The following is a 20303-nucleotide window of genomic DNA, read 5'->3' as shown; positions in this document are numbered from 1 at the left end:
GCCATGAACGACACCACAGCCTCCGCGCCCCACACCTCCCACCTCCTTCGCCGCCCTTCTGCCCTCCGCCTTAGCCTACTCCTCCTCGCCTTCCTGCTAGGAGACGCAAAAGCCGCAGCCCAAGAGCGTGCCGAGCTCTGGGTGATGAGCTACAACGTGGAGAACCTCTTCGACCCCGAGGACGACCCGTCGAAGGCGGACGAAGACTTCCTGCCCGAGGGGAGCTACCACTGGACGAAGACGCGCTACCGCACCAAACTCATGCAGGTCGCCACCGTCCTCAGCTCGGCTCGAGAGGGCCTCTATTCGCCTGACCTCATAGGCCTCGTCGAGGTCGAGAGTGCACGCTGTCTGGAGGACCTCCTTCGGCTACAGACGCGCCTCTCTGAGGAGTACAGCTACCTGATCACAGAGGGGGCCGATCGCCGCGGCATAGATGTCGCCCTGCTCTACCGCCGCTCGGCCTTTCAGCTGCTTGGCTGGGAGCAAATCGACCTGCAGCCTCCTGGGGTCGAGCCACTAGCCACGCGCCCCCTACTCCATGCCCTCGGGCGGCTCCCCTCAGGCGACAGCCTCCACATCTTCGTCTGCCACCTGCCCTCACGACGAGGCGGCGCCCGACATAGCCAGCCCTATAGAGATCATGCCGCCTCGCTCCTAGCTGCGCGCTGCCAGCCGCTCCTCCAGCAAGCGGTAGAGGGTGCTCGCTGCCATATCCTTATCCTCGGGGACTTCAATGGGACACCCGACGAAGCCCCGACGCGGCGTATCCTCGGAGCGCAGCCCTATCCATCCGATGCTGCGATGCAAGCCTCGCCTGCGAAGCTCTACTACCTACAGCCACGGCAAGGCAAGGGAGAGCCCCCGGGCAGCTATTGCTATCAAGGGATATGGAGCTACCTTGATCAGATCCTTGCCTCCGCCTCGCTGCTGGAGCAGGAGCCCAAGGGGCTACGCTACCTGCCCCACTCCAGCCGGGTAGTCTTCTTCCCTTGGCTCGGGGAGCAGGCGAAGGAGCGGAGCGACTTTCCTCGCCCACGCCGCAGCTACCTCGGCACCTATTACCATGGAGGCTACAGCGATCACTACCCCGTGCTCGCAGGCTTCAGTTACCCGCTCCCCAGCGAGTCCGCGAAGTAGCAGAACTAAAGCCTCCCCTTCGCACCACACGGCAGGGGGGCGAGGGCTCAGAGCATGTCTTAGATCACAAAAGGATGGGGGGTACTTCCTTAGCATGAAGCTAGGGAAGAAGCAAGCGCTTCGTCCGACCCCTCGTGAGGGCTATCCCTCAGCCCAACTCACTGATATCCCTCGCGCCCGTCACGGACGTCCCTCAGCGCGCTGACTGATATCCCTCACCAGCCCCTCCCCTTACCCCACAGCGCAGTGCGATACAGCATGCTTCCCTCCTCACCCATAAAGACGAGGACGGAGGCAAGGCGCTTGGGCTAGGACAGGACAGCTCTAGCCCCTAGCGTCCTAGCGAACTAGGAAGCGAGAGACGTAGGCTGAGACCGTAGCTACGCAGCGTGATGGGGAAGGCATAGCTGCTGACCTGACTGCGGCTGCGGGTCCACTCGTAGTAGGCACGCAGGCTGACAAGGCTGCTCAGCTCGTACTCAGCGCTGAAGCGCAGGCGATGCTCGTCTGTCGCCGCGAGGCTCTGCGTGTAGAGCTCCTCGATGCGGCGGATGAGGCTTAGGCTGCGCTGGTAGCTGTAGTAGGATTTAAGGATAAGGCCGCGACCTACAGCCCCTCTCGGGCTCCGTCGACGGCTGCGCCCGGGGCGCAAGAGTTCGGTGAGATCAGCCACCTTATAGCCGAGGTCCAGCGCCAGTTCGTCGGAGAAGGTCTCCACGATACTCTGGGCGCTCAGCCCAAGCACGAGGCCACGACTACGACGCCACTGCGTACTGAGGCCAAGACCATTAAGCCAGGTCAGATCCAGCCCAATCAGGGGGAAGAAGCTCTCCTGCAGGGCCACGCTCCCGAGGTCATAGGCGTAGCTGAGGCGCGGTGCTCTGCCCTCCGTCTGAGGCCGCAGTCCCAGCCCGTCGGGATCTGTGCCCTGCCAGTCACCGAAGCTATTGTAAGCCCCGACCGTGTAGACGCCGCGATAGGCATGGCGCAGGACGACGCTGCGTAGGTAGCGGCTGAGGAGCGGCAGACGGCTTAGTCCCGAATAATAGATGTTCCAGTTGGGGAGCAGGCTCCCAAGGCCTGGCAGTGCCTCGAGGCTCACGCCTTCGGCTCCTCCAGCTAGGCCATAGGCGGCACGGAAGGCGGGGATCAAGACCGCGGGATCATTCGCCTCCAGCTGCACCAAGGGCTCGGGACTGCGGGCATGCTGTCGCGCGGCGATCCGTGCCCTGTAGTCGAGGAAGCGCTCGAAGCTCGCCGAGCGATAGCCTGCCTCTAGTCGGGGCTGGGCGAAGAAGCCCCTGAGGCCAATCGTCGTCATCGTGAAGTCCCCGCCATAGAGCCGTGGAGCCTCGGGATAGTAGTACTGGAGCTCGGTGCGCTCGGTGCGTGTGTGGTTGGCTGTAAGGGTGATCGTGAGGTCGCGCAGCGGCTGCAGGGTGGCCTTGAGGTCTAGGCTACGCGTCAGGCTATAGACGGGCGGACGGGCGTAGCTAGCGTCTGCTACCAGCTCTCCACGGCGCGCGAGCTGTTCCAGCGTCTCGAGCGTGCTTAGCCCGAGGGCAAAGGGCAGCCCTGGGCTAAGGCCTCCACTAGACTGCTGTACCTGCCCCCCTAGGCTCCCGATGAGGGGCAGATAGCCCGTGACGAGGCTGTGCTGGCTGTGTCGCCAGTGGAGGCTGAGCTCCCGCGGCATCAGGAGGGTGTAGACGAGTCGGTCGAGCCAGGAGGTCACACCTTGCGGCTTGCCGCTGCCACTCGAGCCATAGCGCTGCTCGAGGCGGCGCAGGTAGGGGATTTGTTGATAGAGCTTGCGTAGCTGCAGGCGTAGCTGCAGCTCGGTACTTCCCTCATTACTTAGGCTATTGCTCAGCTGCTCGGTCTCTAGTGGGAGCAGCGTACCCCGATCCCAGGTATAGCTAGCGTGATAGCTGAGCTGACCCGTGAGGAAGGAGAGCGGCGCGATGCGTGTCGTCGGGAGCTGCCAGCTGAGGCTCGTCTGCTGCCCATAGTGCAGCGGCGTACCTCCCGCGGCGATGCTCTCTAGGACAGAGTCGCGCCAGACCCGCCAGCCATCGGGGTCGAGCTGGCGATTGACCTGGCGGTGCGGCTCCTCGATACGTGTATCGGTTCCTGCCTGTAGACTAAGGTGGAGGTCGGTGAGTGGCGTCCAGCTGAGGTCTAGACGTCGGTTCCAGAGGAAGAGCTGCGACCAGCTAGGCGCCAGCGCACTCGGTTCCACGCCCTGCGGCGTGATGCTGCGCAGCTGCTCCTCATCATAGTGGCGCTGCATGCTGGTCTGTAGGCTGAGCTTCTCGGGCCAGAGCTTGAGACCATACTGCCTGAGGAACTGCCGCCAGGCGCCCGCACCTGAGAGGCTACGGAAGGGGCGCCAGGCTTCCCAGCTCGGGCTATAGTCGTAGTTGAGGCTACCCTGCCAATCGAGCGTGCGGCGGTACTCCGTCTCGGGGCTGTGCTCCTGGCTGCTATTCTGCATAAAGCTAAGGGAAAGGTTGGCTGGGTCATAAGGCATAGCCTTGCGGGAGCGCTGCTCAAGGCGAAGTCCCGTCAGTGAGAGGCTTTGGCTACTGCGCCCACGCTGATTGCGCTGCAGCAGGGCGTGCCGCTCCGCCTCCGTAGGTGCGGCATCCAGCACCTCACTAAGGCGTAGGTCCTCCGCTCCCGAGGCGTATTCGGGGCGCGCCTCCTCGCTATTGAGCGCATAGTAGATGGGGGCACGGAGCTTCACGCCCTGCGGCAGGAGCTTCCCCAGGTCGGCACGCAGCGAGAGGCTTAGGCTCTTGCGTGACTCCAAGGACTGCTGCGCGCGCGCCTGGTCAATAGCGCCAAAGCCCGCCGATTGATAGTGCGCTCTGACATTAGCCGTACCTAGATCCGAGAGCTGGAGCCCCAGCTGTCCGCTACCTGCCCATCCCCCAGGAGCGCTATAGTCCTTGGCACGGAGTTCATTGACCCAGATCTCAGCACTGCGCACCTGCCCCGAACGATTGCGCACACCGATCATCAGCGAGCGGACATGCGCTAGGCTGGGGTTGCCAAGCACGCTCCACTGGGCCGCTTGGTGCTCGGGGTCGGGCTCACTGTAGCGCCGATAGAGTTGCTCGGGACGGGTAGCCGCGAGAGCATTACGTCGCTGCTTGAGCTGCGGCAACTGCTCTAGGGCAAGGTCGATCATATTGGCTAGGGGCCACACCCGAGCACGGTCGGAGGCCAGCTCATTGGCATAGCGTCCCGGGGCGGTGAGCTTGAGCGGGAGGCTGTACTCATAGTAGTTGCGCGTGTAGTCCGAGCCTAAGCGGAGGAAGAGCTGGAGCTCATCGTCCTGGGTGTCCGTCGGCTGCTCGAGGAGCTGCTCAGCGTGGACGAAGAGCTGCAAGCGCCCGTAGCGCCTGAGGTCGTACTGCACGCTGCGGTAGACGGCGCGTGCCTGCTGCGGCTCGAGCTCACGGAGCTTGAGCGAGAGCGCCTGCTCGTTCTGCAGCTGGCTCTGCCCTAGTCGCTGCCCCAGCTGGCGGGCGCTGGTGGGAGGCGAGACGTAGTTGATCGGGCGGCGATCCCCATGCTCCTCGATATTGACCGAGGAGACGAGCAGGCCGCCATCCTCTACGCTCGGAGCCGCGGCAGCTGCCGCCCCCTGCTCTTCCCCGAGGCTCCCCTGCCAGGCGCGCCAGTCCCCCCGCATCAGGCGGAGTGCCCCGAAGCGTAGCTGCGTCGTCCTATCGAAGCCCCTGAGGTAAAGGCGCATAAAGCGTATGCTACGCCAGTCCTCGATGCCCCCGACCCGGCGCGTAGGCGCCTGCAGCGGGATACGCAGCTGGTACCAGCGCACCTCCGAGGTCTGCCCATTGCGTAGCTGCACATCGACCTTACGCTCGCCGACGACGAAGCCCTGCCCGACGCGTAGCGCCTCGGGGCTTAGCTTGACCTCATACTCATAGTAGCGGTTGGCCTCGTTCAGGCTATTGTCTCTATTGATATCCTCGGTGTCGGGGCTCGCGCTGGCTGCATAGTCGGCATCCGTCGAGTTGCCCTCCGTACCATTATAGTACTTGTAGCGCTCGAGGATGGGTAGCTGAGCGGCATCGTAGTCAGAGCCTCTGTAGTGGTGGAAGTCATCCCCTGCAGGGTCCCTCAGCGGGCTCATGGGCTGCTGTCCCCAGCGGGAGAGGGTCGCGGCACTCATACGGCTGCGCAGCTGGGCGAGGTAACTGCCGTAGCTGGGATGGCTCTGCTCGGCCGCCGAGGCAAGGCCGTCAAGGCCGACGTCCTGCTTCCTCAGGCCCTCGGCTGAGGTAGCGAAGCTATAGCCCACACTGGGTTGTGTGGAGACGCGCCCCCAGAGCGTGCTGCGCGTCGAGGCGGGATCATCGGTCAGCGGGAGGCCGTTCTCATAGGCCTTGTAGCCATCGGGAAGGACATCCTCCGAGATCTCCCCGAGGTTGATGAAGAGCGAGCCGCCACGTGCTGTAGGCTCATAGACGAAAGGATCCATCAGCCAGCACTCGAGGTAGTCAATACCCGCCTGGTCGAAGTCCGTCTGGTCTACCCTCCGTGTGATCCCGGCCCAGCTGCGCTCGGGCTCGGCGATATAGCCCTCGGTGGTGAGGGCTGCGGCATTGAGGTTGTAGGGGCCGCGCTCCCTGGGGTAATAGCTTAGGGAGAGCGTCGGGAGATAGCTCGCCTGGCTGAGGAGCTGCTCACGGTAGGGATAGAGCTCCGAGCTCAGCACGTCGCGGACGAAGTGGTTGCTGACGAGGTCGGGGTTGTTGCGTATGTAGGCGGGGGTCTGGCTGCTGCGGTGCTGCGAGAATATCGGGTCGATGCTGAACCACGAGAGCAGTGCCCGCTCGCCGTTCTGCGCCAGCCCCTGCCCCAAGCGCGGGCTGAGCGTCACGGGGGTAGCGGCGAGGTGCCAGCTCATCGGGTTCATCAGGTCGATGCCGCTACGTGCCTGCTCGAAGTCATCCAAGCTGCTCGCCCCATCATCATAGCCGTCCGTCCCCGTCCCCGCGTGGAGCTGAGCGAACTGCCCCGTCAGCTGGATGCGAGAGGGGACGGTGAAGTGCCCCCAGCTGAGCTTATTGAGCCAGTCAGTCAGGCGCATGCTCTCGGCCTCGTAGCTCAGATGCGCGCCCCACATGGTATTGCGCAGCAGCTCCTGCCCCACCCGGAGGCGACTGCTCCCAGGCTGCTCGCTGAGGTGCATGAGGGTCGCGCCCAGCTTCAGCTGCTTGCTGAGCTCGTAGTTTAGCTCCAGCCCCACGAGGTTGCGGCGCGTCATCGCCTGCTCGGCTGCGCCTTGCAGCGAGACCTCTATGGGCGTATTGCTCTCGAGGAGCTGCTGGTTGAGGATGCGTACCTTACCCGCGCTGGCGTCGAGGAGGTAGTCAACTCCGGGCTTCAGCTCCTGCCCTGCAGCACGTAGACGCAGGGACTCGGGGTCTACCTCACGGCGCCCGAGGTCGAGTTCCCCGAGGGTACGTCCCTCGTAGCGCACCCGCAGCTGGTATCTGTCCTTAGCCGTCACGCGCGCAGCCTCTGCCTTCGTCTGGCTGTAGAGCTCGGGGTAGCTGTAGCGCCCCTTCCATGGCTCAGAGCCCAGCAGCCCCTCGAGGGTCTTCCCGAAGGGCTCCAGCGTGGGGAAGATGATGAGCCCCTCACTACTGCGCACTGTGTAGCCCTCGACAAAGTCAAAGTGCCCATCGGGGCGCTGCACCCCGCTACGGTCGAGGCGGTCGAGGCCGAGGAGGCTACGAAGCGTCTGCCCCTTCAGCGGACCCTCACTTAGGTACGGGAGGCTAAGCCCCGTAGCGGCATCCTGATAGTTGATCTCGAGCTCGAAGCCCTTAGGCTCGAGCTTCGTCGTCCCCGAGCCGATGCGGTAGACATTGCGCATCATCAAGGAGCCGTAGGGCGTCTCGGGGCTCGGCTCCGTCCCCTTCAAGAGCGAGACGAAGAGGCGCCCACCCTGAGCCCCCACATCGCCACGAGCAAAGTCCCCCACCCGATAGATACGTCCCTCATAGCTGTACTCGAAGGCCGCCGCCAGCACCTCGTCGGGCGCTAGCGCCGTCTTGAGACTGATGTAGCCGAGCTCGGGCTGCAGCGTGTACTCGCTGGGCTCGAGACGTCGCGCATGCTCCAGCGCCTCGTAGTCCCAGCTAGCGCGTAGCCCCGTCCCCGCCAGCGTCGTCTCGACGCCGCCTAGCATGCGGAGCTGAGGTAGGGCACTCAGCCTGCGGTAGCCCAAGCCCGCCTCGTTGTGCGGGGGCTGCTGCGTATCTCCTCGGGCAGGATCGGCCAGCTGCGCCAGCGCCAGCAGACTACGCGAAGCGCTGTAGTCGCCGCGTCTATTGGTCACCCAGAGCTCCACACGCGTGATACGCACCGCTGAGCGTATGTGCGGAAGCTGGCGCAGCGCCTCCTCATAGCGTGCACGGAAGAAGCCCGAGAGGAAGAAGTGCCGCGAGGCATCATAGTCACTGGAGCGGCAGCTGAACTCCTGCGTCTGCACCCCGCCCTGCGTCTGGAGCGTATGCAGCTGGCTGCGCTGCTGGCTCACCAGCAGGTCGGCCGTCAGGCGTCCCAGCTGCATCTGTGCCCGCAGTCCAAGTGCGGAGCCACCGCCATGGATCAGGCGATTGCGCGACTGGAGCTGGACCTGCCCGAGCTCGACGAAGCGCAGGATGTCATCCTCTCGGCCCTCATAGCGCAGGCGCAGCTGCCGGCTGTCAACGCTGAAGGTAGAGCTGCTATTGTAGTGGAGCTTGAGCCCGAGGCGGGTCCCGAGGCGTGCATCGAGGCTGGCCTGTATCTGTTCGCCGAAGTCAAAGTCCTCCCGACGACGCGCCCGCTGGCTGAGCAGCGGATTGGGATTGACGACACTGCGCACCCCGCCCCTCAGCTCTACAGAGCCCTGAAGGGTGAGCTGCAGGCCTCCTGGGCCAAAGGCGCGGTCAATCGCCGAGACCCGCTGCGGACGGAGGCTGAGCGGGTCGAAGCCCTGCGCCCGTACGCCTCCCTCCTTATTGAGCTCCGCCCAGTAGCGCGCCTCTCCCCACTGCGCCCGTAGCCTCAGATACTCCTCCCGAGTATAGGGCACGGCCTCGCCGAGAGGCTGCCCTGCGACGTAGCTGGTCAGCAGATAGAGCTGGGTGCGGGGATCGTAAACGAAGCGCTGCTCTAGGAGCCCGCCTCGGTAGCTCAGGCTCAGGGCGGTGCTGTCGAGGGCGCTGGCTAGGCGCTGTGCCGCTGAGGGCTGCGAGCTAGGCGCGAGGCCCAGCCCGAGACAGACGACATAGACGACGCAGCTCCGACGCACGCGCTCTAGAGGAGCTTGAGACTCTGCTTGATCAGCTCCTCGACCGAGATCGTGGGATCGGAGGCGATGAGCTGGCGTACGACCTTCTGCGCAGCAGCTTCGGGGAAGCCCAGCATCTTGAGCGCGCTGATGGCCTCGCTGGGCGTGGCGGTATCGAGCGGCTGCTGGCGCGACCTCGCGGAGGCGGAGGCGCCGCTGGGGCGAGCTTCGTCTGCGGGCAGCTCGTCCATGGGAGGGAGCTTGCCACGCAGGTCGACGAGGATGCGCTGGGCGGTCTTGAGGCCTATCCCCTTGATGGCCTTGAGTGGCTCGATCTGCCCGAGGGTGATGATGCTATTGAGCTCCATAGGAGGGTACGAGCTGAGGATGATGCGCGCCGTATTGGGCCCGACACCCGAGACGCTCATGAGGTGACGGAAGAGCTCCTGCTCTGCGCTCGTGGCGAAGCCGTAGAGCAGATGGGCGTCCTCACGGATGATCTCCGTGATGAGCAGCCGCCCCTCGCGCTGCCCCATCAGGGCAGAGTAGGTCGTCAGCGATATGGAGACGGCGTAGCCGACGCCTGCGCACTCCACGGTCACAGCCGTAGGGCTCAGCTCGGTATATAGTCCTTTGAGGTAAGCAATCATAGAGGTAAGATTAGTCGTATCCTTGAGTAGGCACAAAAATAGCCAAATAGGCGCACTATGCCGCTCCCTCGGGAGGCTGACAAGGGGCAAGGCAGCTTCTGCTCCTCGATCCTTCTCCCCTATTATAATAGGTAAGGAAGGGGACAAGTCATCCTAGTGGGGCACCTTAGGCCTTAGCTCTCGGGAACCAGCTAGGGGCAGCCCTATGATGCTGCACCCCTTAGAGTGTGCCCGAGGCTGGGCTATCCTTGGTCGCTACTCAGAGATGAAGGGGAGGCTAGCTGAGGGATATCAGTGAGGGCGCTGAGGGACGTCCGTGCCGTCTCTGAGGGACGCCAGTCAGAGGGCCGAGGGATACCCCTCAGGGTACTGGGGCTAGGCACTGGCCGCGCTGCCTCGCTTTCCACCCCGAGCTCGGAGGCTTGGACGAAGCCCCGCCTCTTCCTGTGCGCCTGCCCGCACAGGCCTAGACTAAGGCTGCTCCCGAGCCTAGCTGCATACGGCTCTTCGGCTGCTCGTAAGGGCTAAGCCCCCCAGGAGAGGAAGGGGCTTAGCCCTAGGCGCTGAGCTAGGACAAGGAGTATTAGCAGAATAAGCGGTATTTTTGCAGACGTTATGGAATCAAAGGAACAAGTCACCGGGACCCTCTACACGACCGAGGTCCTAGAGTTTGCTGCCCTTGGGGTGAAGACAGCCGCCCTACTCGAGGGACGCTCCCTAGAGAAGCGCCCCTTCATCGAGCAGGCGCTCAGCCTACTCCCCCAGCTCTACTACGCGACGCTCCGACTGCCCGACTACCTATATAATGCGGAGGAGGACCTAGTCCCTGAGTTCGTCAGCGAGGAGAGCTACGAGCGTATACGCCTTGGTATCGCCTCCCTGCTGGACGAGGATGATAGCTTCCTCTCCTGCCAGGGCGAGGAGATGCAGTACAGCGATACGCCGCTGGCGGTCTTCGTCTCGGAGTACCTGGCTGATGTCTACCAGCAGGTGGGCAACCTCCTCGGGGTGCTACGCGATGAGAACGAGCGCGCCCTCCCGGCAGCCATCGGGCGCTGTATCCTTTACTTCCGCGAATACTGGGGAGCGCATCTACTCGAGGCCTTGACCTCGCTCCATCGCACCTACACCCAGCTCCTCCGACTAGAAGAAGATGACGAAGACTACGCAGACGACAACGAAGAGGACGAAGAGTACCTCTAAAAGCAGCAAGCGCAGCAGCTCCAAGGGCCAGCGCACCGAGCACCCAGAGGGAGCCGAGATCAAGGAGCAGAAGCGCCGCAAGGAGCAGCCCAAGGTACAGCTCCACCCACCCTACCTCTACCCGAGCCATATCCTCGAGAGCGAACTCGAGGCACTCCCCCTGGCTAAGTGCCCCGTCCCCCTGCACGTCATCACCGACAAGGAGGAGGCACGCAAGGCCATCGCCAAGATACGCCGCCACGAGGTCATCGGCATCGACACCGAGACGCGCCCGAGCTTCACGCAGGGCATACGCTACGAGGTATCGCTACTGCAGATAGCCACCCCCACGGACTGCTACCTCTTCCGACTGAACCTCATCGGCTTCTCCGTAGCGCTGGCGAACCTCCTCTCGGATGAGAAGATCCTCAAGATCGGCCTGAGCCTCTCGGACGATGTGCGCTGCCTGAGACGTCTGCGCCCCTTCGAGCCCGGCTCCTTCGTCGAGCTGCAGAAGCTCTGCTTCGGCTACGGCATACGCGAGCTCGGCCTGCAGAAGATCTACGCCATCCTCTTCAAGGAGCGCATGAGCAAGGCCTCCCGGATGAGCAACTGGGAGGCCAAGGAGCTCAGCCCCGCACAGATCCACTACGCTGCCCTCGACGCCTGGGCCGCGCTGCGCATCTTCCTCGAGCTCCGTCAGCAGCCCAATCCCTCGCCCGTATACTTTGCCCTGCTCTAGCCCCCATCATCCAGCTATGAAGTACCCCACTGTACATCTATATCCTCGCAAGGAGGAGTCCCTACAGCGCCTCCATCCCTGGATCTTCTCGGGGGCTATAGCCCGCATCGAGGGGCAGCCCACTGAGGGCTCGCTCGTCGAGGTACGTGACAGCCGCGGCACCAGCCGCGGCTTCGGGCACTACGCCTCGGGCAGCATCGCCGTACGTATGCTCACCTTCGAGCCCTCCACGGAGATCGACCGAGCCTTCTACCGCGAGCGCCTGAGCGAGGCCCTACGCCTACGCGTCAGCAGCCACCTGCTGCGCCCCGAGGGGACAGAGTGCCCCAATACCTGCTACCGCCTCGTCCATGGCGAGGGCGACGGCCTACCCGGGCTCATCATCGACGTCTACGGCAGCACCGCCGTGATGCAGGCTCACAGCCTAGGGATGCACCTCATCCGCCAGACGCTCGCCGAGGTCCTCATGGAGGTCTACCAGAGCGAAGCGGCGCCCATCCCCCTAGAGGCCGTCTACTACAAGTCCGAGACGACGCTCCCCACGCAGGAGCTGCGCGAGCTGGCCGAGGACGGCTTCCTCATCGGCCACAGCGAGGCGCAGCCCGTCTATGAGCACGGCATACGCTTCATCCCCGACTGGCTCAAGGGACAGAAGACGGGCTTCTTCATCGACCAGCGTGACAACCGCCAGCTCGTGGCCGACTACGCCTCAGGCCGTCGCGTGCTCAATGCCTTCTGCTACACGGGCGGCTTCTCCATCTATGCCCTCCATGCTGGAGCCCAGCAGGTGGACTCGCTAGACAGCTCGGCCAAGGCGATGTACCTCACCGAGGAGCATGTGGCGCTGAACTTCGGCAAGGACTGCCCACGTCACCGCTCCATCACGCAGGATGCCTTCGAGTACCTGGAGCAGATGCCCCAGGATGCCTATGACCTGATTATCCTTGATCCGCCTGCCTTCGCCAAGCATCGCAAGGTGCTACGCAATGCCCTGATGGGCTACCGCAAGATCAATACCCTTGCCTTCAAGAAGGTAGCCCCTGGCGGGATCGTCTTCACCTTCAGCTGCTCTCAGGCGGTGTCCAAGGAGGAGTTCCGCCTGGCGGTCTTCACCGCCGCAGCCAGCTCGGGACGCCGCGTACGCATCCTGCACCAGCTGACGCAGCCCGTGGATCATCCCATCAATATCTATCACCCCGAGGGCGAATACCTCAAGGGGCTCGTGCTCTACGTTGAATAGAGTATAGCTCCCCCTATCCCCTCACCGACTAAGGAACACAAGCACTATGCGCGTCCAACACCTCATCGAGGAGAACTCCCTCCTCTGTCACTTCGTCTCCGAGATGCGTGACGTCACTGTACAGGGTGACTCCATGCGCTTCCGCCGCAACGTAGAGCGCGTCGGCGAGATCATGTCCTACGAGCTGAGCAAGCGACTCCACTACACGCAGCGCGAGGTACGTACCCCGCTGGGCGTAGCTAGCTGTGCCCAGATCTCTGACCAGGTCGTCATCGCTACCATCCTACGCGCGGGGCTCAGCCTGCACCAGGGCTTCCTCAACTACTTCGACAAGGCGGAGAACGCCTTCGTCTCGGCCTACCGCAAGTACAAGGATAGACTCAACTTCGACATCTTCATCGAGTACATCGCCTCCCCAGCACTCGAGGGTAAGACCCTCCTCTTGGTAGACCCCATGCTCGCCACGGGGAGCTCTATGGAGCTAGCCTATCGTGCGCTACTGACCAAGGGCAAGCCCGCCGAGGTACACCTAGTCTCCATCATTGCCAGCCAGCAGGCAGTGGACAACCTCATGCAGCTCTTCCCCGAGGACAACATCACCCTCTGGGTCGCCGCCATTGACCCTCAGCTCGACGAGCACGCCTATATCGTCCCCGGCCTCGGGGATGCTGGCGACCTAGCCTACGGCGAGAAGCTCTAGCCCAGCACACCGCCCTCCCTCACCTAGCCCATAATAGATGCCGCAGACAGCCCCACGCCCACGCCCGATCGAACTCCTAGCGCCCGCCCGTGACCTCAGCACCGCGCGCGTAGCCATCTCTCATGGTGCTGACGCCGTATACATAGGTGCGCCTCGCTTCGGAGCTCGTGCTGCCGCTGGGGTCTCCCTAGAGGACATACGGACGCTCACTGAGGAGGCGCATCGCTTCGGGGTGCGCATCTACGTCACCTGCAATACGATCATCTACGACAAGGAGCTCGCCGAGGTCGAGGCCATGATCTGGGATCTGTGGCGTGCAGGCGTGGATGCCCTGATCATTCAGGATATGGGGATCACGCGGATGAAGCTACCGCCCATCCCGCTACACTCCAGCACCCAGTGCGACACGCTGGAGCCAAGCGACGTCCAGCACCTCGAGGCGCTGGGCTTCGAGCAGGTCGTGCTAGCACGCGAGCTCAATGTGGAGCAGATACGACGCATCCATGCGGTGACCCAGGTGCCGCTCGAGGTCTTCATCCACGGCGCCCTCTGCGTCAGCTATAGCGGGCGTTGCTACCTCTCGCATGCCCTGACGGGGCGCTCGGCCAACCGTGGAGAGTGCTCCCAGCAGTGCCGTCTGCCCTACGAGCTGATCGACGCCTCAGGGCAGCAGATACGCCAGGACGAGCACCTCCTCTCCCCGCGTGACCTCAACCGCTCGGCCCAGCTGGAGGCGCTGCTGGATGCGGGTGCCTCTTCTCTCAAGATCGAGGGGCGCCTCAAGAGTGAGAGCTACGTCAAGAACATCACCGCGCACTACCGCCAGCTCCTCGACCAGCTGATCGCACGCTATCCCGAGCGCTACTGCCGCGCCAGCTACGGCGAGGTGCAGCATCGCTTCACGCCCGACCCCAACAAGAGCTTCAACCGAGGCTTCACCCCCTACCTCTTCCACCACGCCACCCCCAGCAAGCCCAACGCCTCCGTCATCAACGTCCACTCCCCTAAGAGCCAGGGCGAGTACCTCGGCAAGGCTAAGCGCAGCAAGAGCGGCAGCCTCATCCTCGAGAGTAAGCAGGCGATGAGCAACGGCGACGGCCTGCTCTTCATCACCCCCGCAGGCCAGGTCGGGGGCATCAAGGTCAATCGGGTAGACGAGCGTGGACAGCTGCTCCTAGCACGCCGCGAGTCGATCCCCGAGGGGAGCGAGGTGTACCGCAACTACGACCAAGCCTTTGAGCGGCTGCTGGCTGGCCCGACCGCAGAGCGCCGCCTAAGGGTCGCGCTGACGCTGCGCCTCCATGAGCGCGAACTGGAGCTCTCGATGCGCTCCCTTGACAAGCCCGAGATCGAGGCTAGCCAGGTCCTTGAGCTCAGCCTCGAGCCCGCCCAGCGCTACCAGCCCGAGCGCCTACGCACAGAGCTGAGCAAGCTCGGGGATACCGACCTCTTAGCCGCTGAGGTGCAGCTCGAGCTCGGGGACACCCCGCCCTTCATCCCCGTATCGCTGCTGGCGCCTCTACGCCGAGCCGTCTGCGAGCGCTTCCTCGCGCGCTGGGATAGCGCCCTTACGCCGCTGAGCTCAGAGAAGACTCCGCTGATGCGCACCAAGACGCAGAGCGACGTCCCCCCACGCCGCATGAAGCAGGCCGACTACCGCGCGAACATCGCCAACCAGCTGGCCCATGCCTACTATGCGGCTATGGGCTATACGGAGGCAGCCGATGCCTTCGAGCTCAGCCCCGTGGCGGATGCCGAACTGATGTGCACCAAGCACTGCATCAAGCACGAGCTGGGCTACTGCATACGTGAGACGAAGGAGCCCCTCCCCTATGCCGAACCGCTGTACCTGCTGCATGAGGGCAACAGACTACGCCTAGAGTTCGACTGCGCCGTCTGCCAGATGAAGATCTATCAGGCCTAGACCTCTCCTCCCCCTCGGGCTCTGCCCGACCCTACCCCTACAATGGATAAGAAACAACCCGACTACCTCCTACGCTTCTGGCTCCTAGCCCTTAGTATCACCCTCGTGCTAGGAGCGCTCTACTTCCTCCCCGAGCGCATCGGCTCCTGGGAGCTCAATAAGGTAGACCTCCTCGGCGACCTACGCCGCAGTGCGGCCGACAGCACGGCAGAGACTGAGGTCGATGCCCTCGCCCTGAGCCAAGCAGCGAAGAAGGGCGACCAAGTGACCCAGGAGCGCGAAGCCATCCACCTCAAGCTCATCCAGGAGCAGCAGGCCGAGCAGCAGGCGGCACCCCGCGCCCCACTGGGTAGCATCGATACCGACGCCGCCCTCCCTACGGACTCGACACTGCAGGCGCATAATAACTTCGTGGACATGAGCCCCCACCACGACGCGCTGATCCACTTCTACGACGCGCTGCACCGCCGCTCCAGTCTCGGACGCCCCGTACGCATCGCCGTGCTCGGCGACTCCTTCATCGAGGGCGACATCTTTACTGGCAGCCTACGTAAGGCCCTCCAGGAGCGCTACGGCGGTAGCGGCGTCGGCTGGCTCCCGATGAGCAGCGAGACGGCGGGCTTCCGCAAGACGGTACGCCACGAGTTCAAGGGCTGGCGTGAGCGCAACCAGCTGCATGCCAAGGGACGCTTCCCCATCACGGGACACTACTACACGGCAGCTCCAGGCGACTGGGCGCGCTACACCCTTAGCCGCCCCTGCGAGCTGGCGACGATCTACTATAAGGCGACGAGCCCCGTCAGCCTTAGCCTCAAGGTCAATGGCGGCGAGCCCCAGGAGCTTACCCTCCCCGCCACCGAGGGAGAGGCGATGCGCAGCTATACGCTGGCCGAAGGGCAGGTGCGCAGCATCTATCTCAGCGTAGGAGCTGAGGCCAGCGCCCTCACCTGCTACGGGATCTCCCTCGACGGGAAGAGCGGCATCTCGCTGGACAACTTCTCCCTAAGAGGCCACTCAGGCACTGGCCTGCGCTCCGTAGCCAGCGACCTCAACGCCGCCTTCTGCACCGCACGCCCCTACGACCTCATCATCCTACAGTACGGGCTCAACATCATCTCGCCCAAGCAGCTCGACTACACGGGCTACGCCAAGCAGATGGCGGGGGCTATCCAGCACCTCAGACAGCAGACCGGCCGTGCCGACTACCTCCTGCTCGGTGTCTCGGACCGAGGCACCAAGCAGGACGGGGTGGTCGTCACCATGCCCGCCGTGCGCAGCCTCGAGCAGGCGCAGATACGCCTAGCGGCAGCACAGGGGCTCGCCTTCTGGAGTACCCGCTCGGCCGTGCTGCAGATCGGGGGTATAGGCCAGCTCGCAGCTAAGGGCTGGGCCAGCAAGGACTTCACCCATCTCTCGCATCGAGGCGGAGCAGAGCTCGCTCGGATCTTCCTCGATGCCTTCACGCTCGAAGCCAAATACTATGATGCTATTCGATAAGCTACGATACACAGCCCTCGCACTCAGCCTCATGCTCGGGGCTGGTCATGCCGAGGCCGCGCCCCCCAGCCCTATGAGCTTCCCCAACTGGTATGCTCCCAAGGGCTACCTCACGGAGCTCAGCACGAGCCTCAAGGCCGCCCAAGCCGAGCAGCGCAGCGTCTCCATCATACAGCTCGGCGACAGCCACATCCAGGCGGGCTATGCGACACGCCCCCTACGCCAGGCGCTGCAGCAGCGCTACGGGGATGCAGGCCGTGGCTGGATCGGCTGGTATCGACTCTATGGGTCGAATGCCCCACGCGACTACAGCGTCACCAGCCTGGGGCTCCCCTGGAGCGGCGAGACGGTGCTGCGCAGCGAGCTTACGCGTCCCATCGGCCTCGGGGGCTACTCGCTCTCCGCCCCCGCTGGACGCTCCTTCACCCTATCCATCAGCAGCCTCGGGCGTCCCTTTCGTCAGCTCGTAGTCCTACGCTCCGCCCTCTCCTATCCTCTGGTGGGTACGGGGCAAAGCAGCGCACAGCGCGGACAGTTCGCCATCGGCAGCTATGTCGCCGACACCCTCAGCTGGAGCACGCCGATCATGGATACCAGCCTCAGCCCCCAGCTCTCGGAGGGCGATGAAGCCGTCTACGCAGGCTGCGCCCTGCTCTCAGGCAAGGGCGGTGCCCTCGTCAGTGATATCGGCATCAACGGCGCTGCCTACCGCCACTATCTCGCGGCAGACTACGCCGAGCAGCTCGCGCAGCTTCGCCCCGAGCTCCTCATCCTCTCCCTGGGCACGAACGACACCTACAGCACCAAGGCCAATGTCGAGGAGGCGCTGGCGCAGGCCCGTAGCTTCGTCCAGCTGGTCCGTGAGCTGCTACCGAAGACCAAGATCCTCCTCACGACCCCGCCCCCAAGCTACTTCCGCAGCGCCAGTGTCAGCTATGTCTACACGGGGAAGCGCAAGAAGCGCCGTCGCCGTCGTGTGACGACGACCGTCTACAGCTACAATACGAAAGCGCGCGAATTCGCCGCAGCCCTAATACGCCTAGCCCAGGAGGAGGGCATCGCCGCCTTTGACCTCCATAGCGCTATGGGGGGCGAGCAGGGGATCAAGAGCTGGATCGCCGATGGTCTCCTCCTCGGGGATCGTGTACACTACGCTCAGGAGGGCTACGAGCGCCAGGGGCAGCTGCTCACCGAGGCGCTCCTCGCTCAGCTCGAGCCTAAGCCCTAAGCCACACGCATGGACTATATCGACAGCATAGACTGGGGGCGCCTCCCTGAGGTGCTACGCTTCTCCAAGTCGAGCCCGATGATCTTCTCCTCGGGGCTCTTCCTCTTCTGCGCCCTCTTCTTCCTCCCCATCTACATGATGCTGCGGCGCACGACGACGCTGCGCATCCTCTTCGTCGCGCTCTTCTCGCTCTTCTTCTACTACGAGAGCAGCGGTGAGTACGTCCTGATCCTCCTCTTCTCTGCCACGATGGACTACTGCATCGGGCGGGCAATGGGAGCTAGTGAGGACCCAAGGGCACGCAAGCGGCTCGTGACGCTGAGCATACTCGTCAACCTCGGGCTACTCTCCTACTTCAAGTACTTCTACTTCATCCTCGACCTCGGGCAGGAGCTCCTCAGCTACCTTGGCTGGGCAAGTGCGCCGCTCGTGCCGCTAGAGGCGCGGGACTACTTTATCCCGGCTGGGATCTCCTTCTACACCTTCCAGACGCTGAGCTACACGGTGGACATCTACCGCGGGGAGATCAAGCCCCTCAAGCGCTGGATCGACTACCTCTTCTACCTCTCCTTCTTCCCTCAGCTCGTCGCTGGGCCGATTGTCCGCGCGCGTGACTTCATCCCTCAGATCTACCGCCGCCCGCAGCTGCTGAAGGCGGAGTATGGCGAGGCACTGACGCTCATCCTTTCGGGGCTCATCAAGAAGGCTATCATCGGGGACTTCATCGGCACGAACTTCGTCGACCAGATCTTCGCCGAGCCCACCCGCTTCACGGGCGTGGAGAACCTCTTCGCTGTCTATGGCTATGCGATGCAGATCTACTGCGACTTCTCGGGCTACTCTGACATGGCTATCGGGATCGCGCTGCTGCTGGGCTTCCGCTTCAATATCAACTTCGACTCGCCCTATCAGTCGGGCTCGATCACGGAGTTCTGGCGGCGCTGGCACATCTCGCTCTCCACCTGGCTGAGGGACTACCTCTACATCCCGCTCGGGGGCAATCGCAAGGGCGCGGTACGCACCTATGTCAACCTCATCGTGACGATGCTGCTGGGCGGACTATGGCACGGGGCTGCCATGCGCTTCGTCCTCTGGGGCGCGATCCATGGTGTGGCACTCGCGCTGCACAAGCTCTACGTGCAGCTGACCAGCTGGATGGGGCTGAGGCGCAAGCAGCCCTGGCGCATCCAGCGCATCCTCGGAGGCGTGATCACCTTCCACCTGGTCTGCTTCGCCTGGATCTTCTTCCGTGCCGACAGCATGGAGAGTGCCCTAGGTGTCATCGGGCAGATCAAGGATCACTTCAGTCCTGAGATCTTCGACCAGTTCGTGCTCGGCTACTGGCGACCGCTGGCGATGCTGGCAGTGGGCTACCTGCTGCACTTCACCAGCCGCAGGCAGGAGCTCGCCCTGCGCCAGTGGATCACCGAGAGCGGCTTCCTCGTGCAGCTGCTGCTCTTCGTAGGGGTCATCTTCCTGCTCATCCAGATACGCAGCGCAGATGCCCAGCCCTTCATCTACTTCAACTTCTAGCCCTAGCCTCCCCTAGGGTACAAGGAAGCCCCGAGCGCCATACGGTGCTCGGGGCTTTATCTTTACGCGCTAAGGGAATCAAGGGAGAGGCAGAGGCTCCGTGAGGGATAGCCGTCAGCCCTCTGAATGATACCAGTCACGCTGCTGAGTGACGCCCCTGGGCAGCCTGACTGATATCCATCAGGAACCTTCGCCTTATGCTCGGGCTTCGCTTGAGCCCCCTTGACCCTACCCTTAGGCTAAGGCGAGGAGACCTTTGACTTAATCTAAAGGCCGTGCCAGCCCCGCCTCCAGGAGGTACTCATTGCCGCGGCTCTGCTCGGTATAAGGGGTATAGCTGGAGGCCGAGACGGGGATGTGCAGCCGCCGAGCGACCCGCACCGTATGCAGCGTACCACTATCGAGGCCACACTGCGCGACCTGCACCTCCTCGGCGAGCGCCGCGAGCAAGCGATCCCGATGTACAAAGCGCTCCCGGGCGACCCCGACGCCCAGAGGGTACTCCGAGAGGATGAGGCCGCCGTGCACGAGGAGCTGCTCCGAGAGCTCGGCGTGCTCCTCGGGATAGGTCACATCGAGCCCCGTGGCGACGACGGCCAGCGTCGCTCCTCCCGCGGAGAGTGCCCCACGGTGCGCCTCAGCATCACAGCCCCGCGCCAAGCCACTGATGACCACTGCGCCACTCCGTGCGGCATCATAGCCCAGCTGGTAGGCTCGGGCTGCTCCCGCTGCATCGGGCTGGCGCGTCCCCACGATACACAGCGCGCTCGGCGACTCCAGCAGCTGGCTATTACCCCGACTATAGAGGACGAGCGGGCGCCCTGCGCCGAGGCGTCGTAGACGCTGGGGATAGCTTGGGGCAAAGATGGGATGGAGGCTAATCCCGAGCTCGTCGCAGCGCTCGAGGAGCGTGCAGGCAGCCGCGTGGCCGCTCCTTAGCTCGGCCTCATAGGCGTGAAGCAGTGGCGGTAGGTCTAGGGGCAGCTCGGGCTCAGTCGTGGTGGGGTCAAAGAGCTGCAGGAGCTCACGACGCGCCAGCCCCGCCTGCTGCAGTGCTAGGAGGTCAATCAGGCGATTAGCTAAAAGGTCTGTCATCGCAGCGAAGGGGCGAAGTAAGTAAGGCTACCGCCCTACCCCATAGCGAGG

12 protein-coding genes are annotated in these 20303 nt (G+C 63.7%); 9 read left to right on the top strand and 3 right to left on the bottom strand.

Translation table 11 applies throughout. The annotated features are described in order from the left end of the window. The first annotated feature begins 3 nt into the window (after nucleotides 1-3). Complete coding sequence (locus J4862_RS02970) at nucleotides 4-1140, top strand: endonuclease/exonuclease/phosphatase family protein (protein WP_211789255.1); 1137 nt, start codon at nucleotides 4-6, stop codon at nucleotides 1138-1140. 331 nt (nucleotides 1141-1471) lie between these two features. On the opposite strand, the gene sprA is transcribed toward J4862_RS02970, so the two are convergent. Together sprA and ruvA are read right to left on the bottom strand one after the other, a co-directional pair. After that, nucleotides 1472-8482 (bottom strand): cell surface protein SprA, encoded by a 7011-nt coding sequence (gene sprA, locus J4862_RS02965; RefSeq protein ID WP_249107443.1) that lies wholly within the window; start codon nucleotides 8480-8482, stop codon nucleotides 1472-1474. 5 nt (nucleotides 8483-8487) lie between these two features. After that, nucleotides 8488-9111: a Holliday junction branch migration protein RuvA gene (gene ruvA, locus J4862_RS02960; RefSeq protein WP_211789254.1), complete on the bottom strand. Its 624-nt coding sequence runs from the start codon at nucleotides 9109-9111 to the stop codon at nucleotides 8488-8490. A gap of 615 nt (nucleotides 9112-9726) precedes the next feature. Here ruvA and J4862_RS02955 point away from each other — a divergent pair. The 8 genes from J4862_RS02955 to J4862_RS02920 are packed head-to-tail and all read left to right on the top strand — an operon-like array spanning nucleotide 9727 to nucleotide 19157. Then, a complete protein-coding gene (locus J4862_RS02955) occupies nucleotides 9727-10314 on the top strand; it encodes a DUF5063 domain-containing protein (protein WP_211789253.1) in 588 nt (195 codons plus the stop codon). Then, the gene (locus J4862_RS02950) at nucleotides 10265-11035 is read left to right on the top strand and encodes a 3'-5' exonuclease (protein WP_211789252.1); all 771 of its coding nucleotides are present in this window, start codon (nucleotides 10265-10267) and stop codon (nucleotides 11033-11035) included. The genes J4862_RS02955 and J4862_RS02950 overlap by 50 nt, the downstream gene beginning before the upstream one ends. A gap of 16 nt (nucleotides 11036-11051) precedes the next feature. Further along, entirely contained in the window at nucleotides 11052-12275 is a 1224-nt protein-coding gene (locus J4862_RS02945) for a class I SAM-dependent rRNA methyltransferase (RefSeq protein WP_211789251.1), read from the top strand. Nucleotides 12276-12321: 46 nt separating this feature from the next. Continuing rightward, entirely contained in the window at nucleotides 12322-12975 is a 654-nt protein-coding gene (gene upp, locus J4862_RS02940) for a uracil phosphoribosyltransferase (RefSeq protein ID WP_211789250.1), read from the top strand. Between the two features lie 37 nt (nucleotides 12976-13012). Next, on the top strand, nucleotides 13013-14899 hold the full coding sequence (locus tag J4862_RS02935; RefSeq protein WP_211789249.1) for a U32 family peptidase: 1887 nt from the start codon (nucleotides 13013-13015) through the stop codon (nucleotides 14897-14899). Nucleotides 14900-14941: 42 nt separating this feature from the next. Then, nucleotides 14942-16396 (top strand): acylhydrolase, encoded by a 1455-nt coding sequence (locus J4862_RS02930; protein ID WP_211789248.1) that lies wholly within the window; start codon nucleotides 14942-14944, stop codon nucleotides 16394-16396. Further along, complete coding sequence (locus J4862_RS02925) at nucleotides 16380-17624, top strand: GDSL-type esterase/lipase family protein (protein ID WP_211789247.1); 1245 nt, start codon at nucleotides 16380-16382, stop codon at nucleotides 17622-17624. The genes J4862_RS02930 and J4862_RS02925 overlap by 17 nt, the downstream gene beginning before the upstream one ends. A gap of 9 nt (nucleotides 17625-17633) precedes the next feature. Further along, a complete protein-coding gene (locus J4862_RS02920) occupies nucleotides 17634-19157 on the top strand; it encodes an MBOAT family protein (RefSeq protein WP_211789246.1) in 1524 nt (507 codons plus the stop codon). Nucleotides 19158-19418: 261 nt separating this feature from the next. Here J4862_RS02920 and J4862_RS02915 read toward each other — a convergent pair whose 3' ends face one another. Continuing rightward, nucleotides 19419-20252 (bottom strand): DNA-processing protein DprA, encoded by an 834-nt coding sequence (locus J4862_RS02915; RefSeq protein WP_211789245.1) that lies wholly within the window; start codon nucleotides 20250-20252, stop codon nucleotides 19419-19421. Nucleotides 20253-20303 lie beyond the last annotated feature (51 nt).

The organism is Porphyromonas sp. oral taxon 275, from assembly GCF_018127745.1.
GTDB lineage: Bacteria > Bacteroidota > Bacteroidia > Bacteroidales > Porphyromonadaceae > Porphyromonas.
Note: the sequence above shows the minus strand (reverse complement) of the source record. Positions and strands in the feature narration are given on the sequence as shown.

Coding starts and splice junctions, on each gene's coding strand:
- J4862_RS02970 (WP_211789255.1), top strand. CDS start 4: ATGAACGACACCACAGCCTCCGCGCCCCACACCTCCCACCTCCTTCGC.
- ruvA (WP_211789254.1), bottom strand. CDS start 9,111: ATGATTGCTTACCTCAAAGGACTATATACCGAGCTGAGCCCTACGGCT.
- J4862_RS02955 (WP_211789253.1), top strand. CDS start 9,727: ATGGAATCAAAGGAACAAGTCACCGGGACCCTCTACACGACCGAGGTC.
- J4862_RS02950 (WP_211789252.1), top strand. CDS start 10,265: ATGACGAAGACTACGCAGACGACAACGAAGAGGACGAAGAGTACCTCT.
- J4862_RS02945 (WP_211789251.1), top strand. CDS start 11,052: ATGAAGTACCCCACTGTACATCTATATCCTCGCAAGGAGGAGTCCCTA.
- upp (WP_211789250.1), top strand. CDS start 12,322: ATGCGCGTCCAACACCTCATCGAGGAGAACTCCCTCCTCTGTCACTTC.
- J4862_RS02935 (WP_211789249.1), top strand. CDS start 13,013: ATGCCGCAGACAGCCCCACGCCCACGCCCGATCGAACTCCTAGCGCCC.
- J4862_RS02930 (WP_211789248.1), top strand. CDS start 14,942: ATGGATAAGAAACAACCCGACTACCTCCTACGCTTCTGGCTCCTAGCC.
- J4862_RS02925 (WP_211789247.1), top strand. CDS start 16,380: ATGATGCTATTCGATAAGCTACGATACACAGCCCTCGCACTCAGCCTC.
- J4862_RS02920 (WP_211789246.1), top strand. CDS start 17,634: ATGGACTATATCGACAGCATAGACTGGGGGCGCCTCCCTGAGGTGCTA.
- J4862_RS02915 (WP_211789245.1), bottom strand. CDS start 20,252: ATGACAGACCTTTTAGCTAATCGCCTGATTGACCTCCTAGCACTGCAG.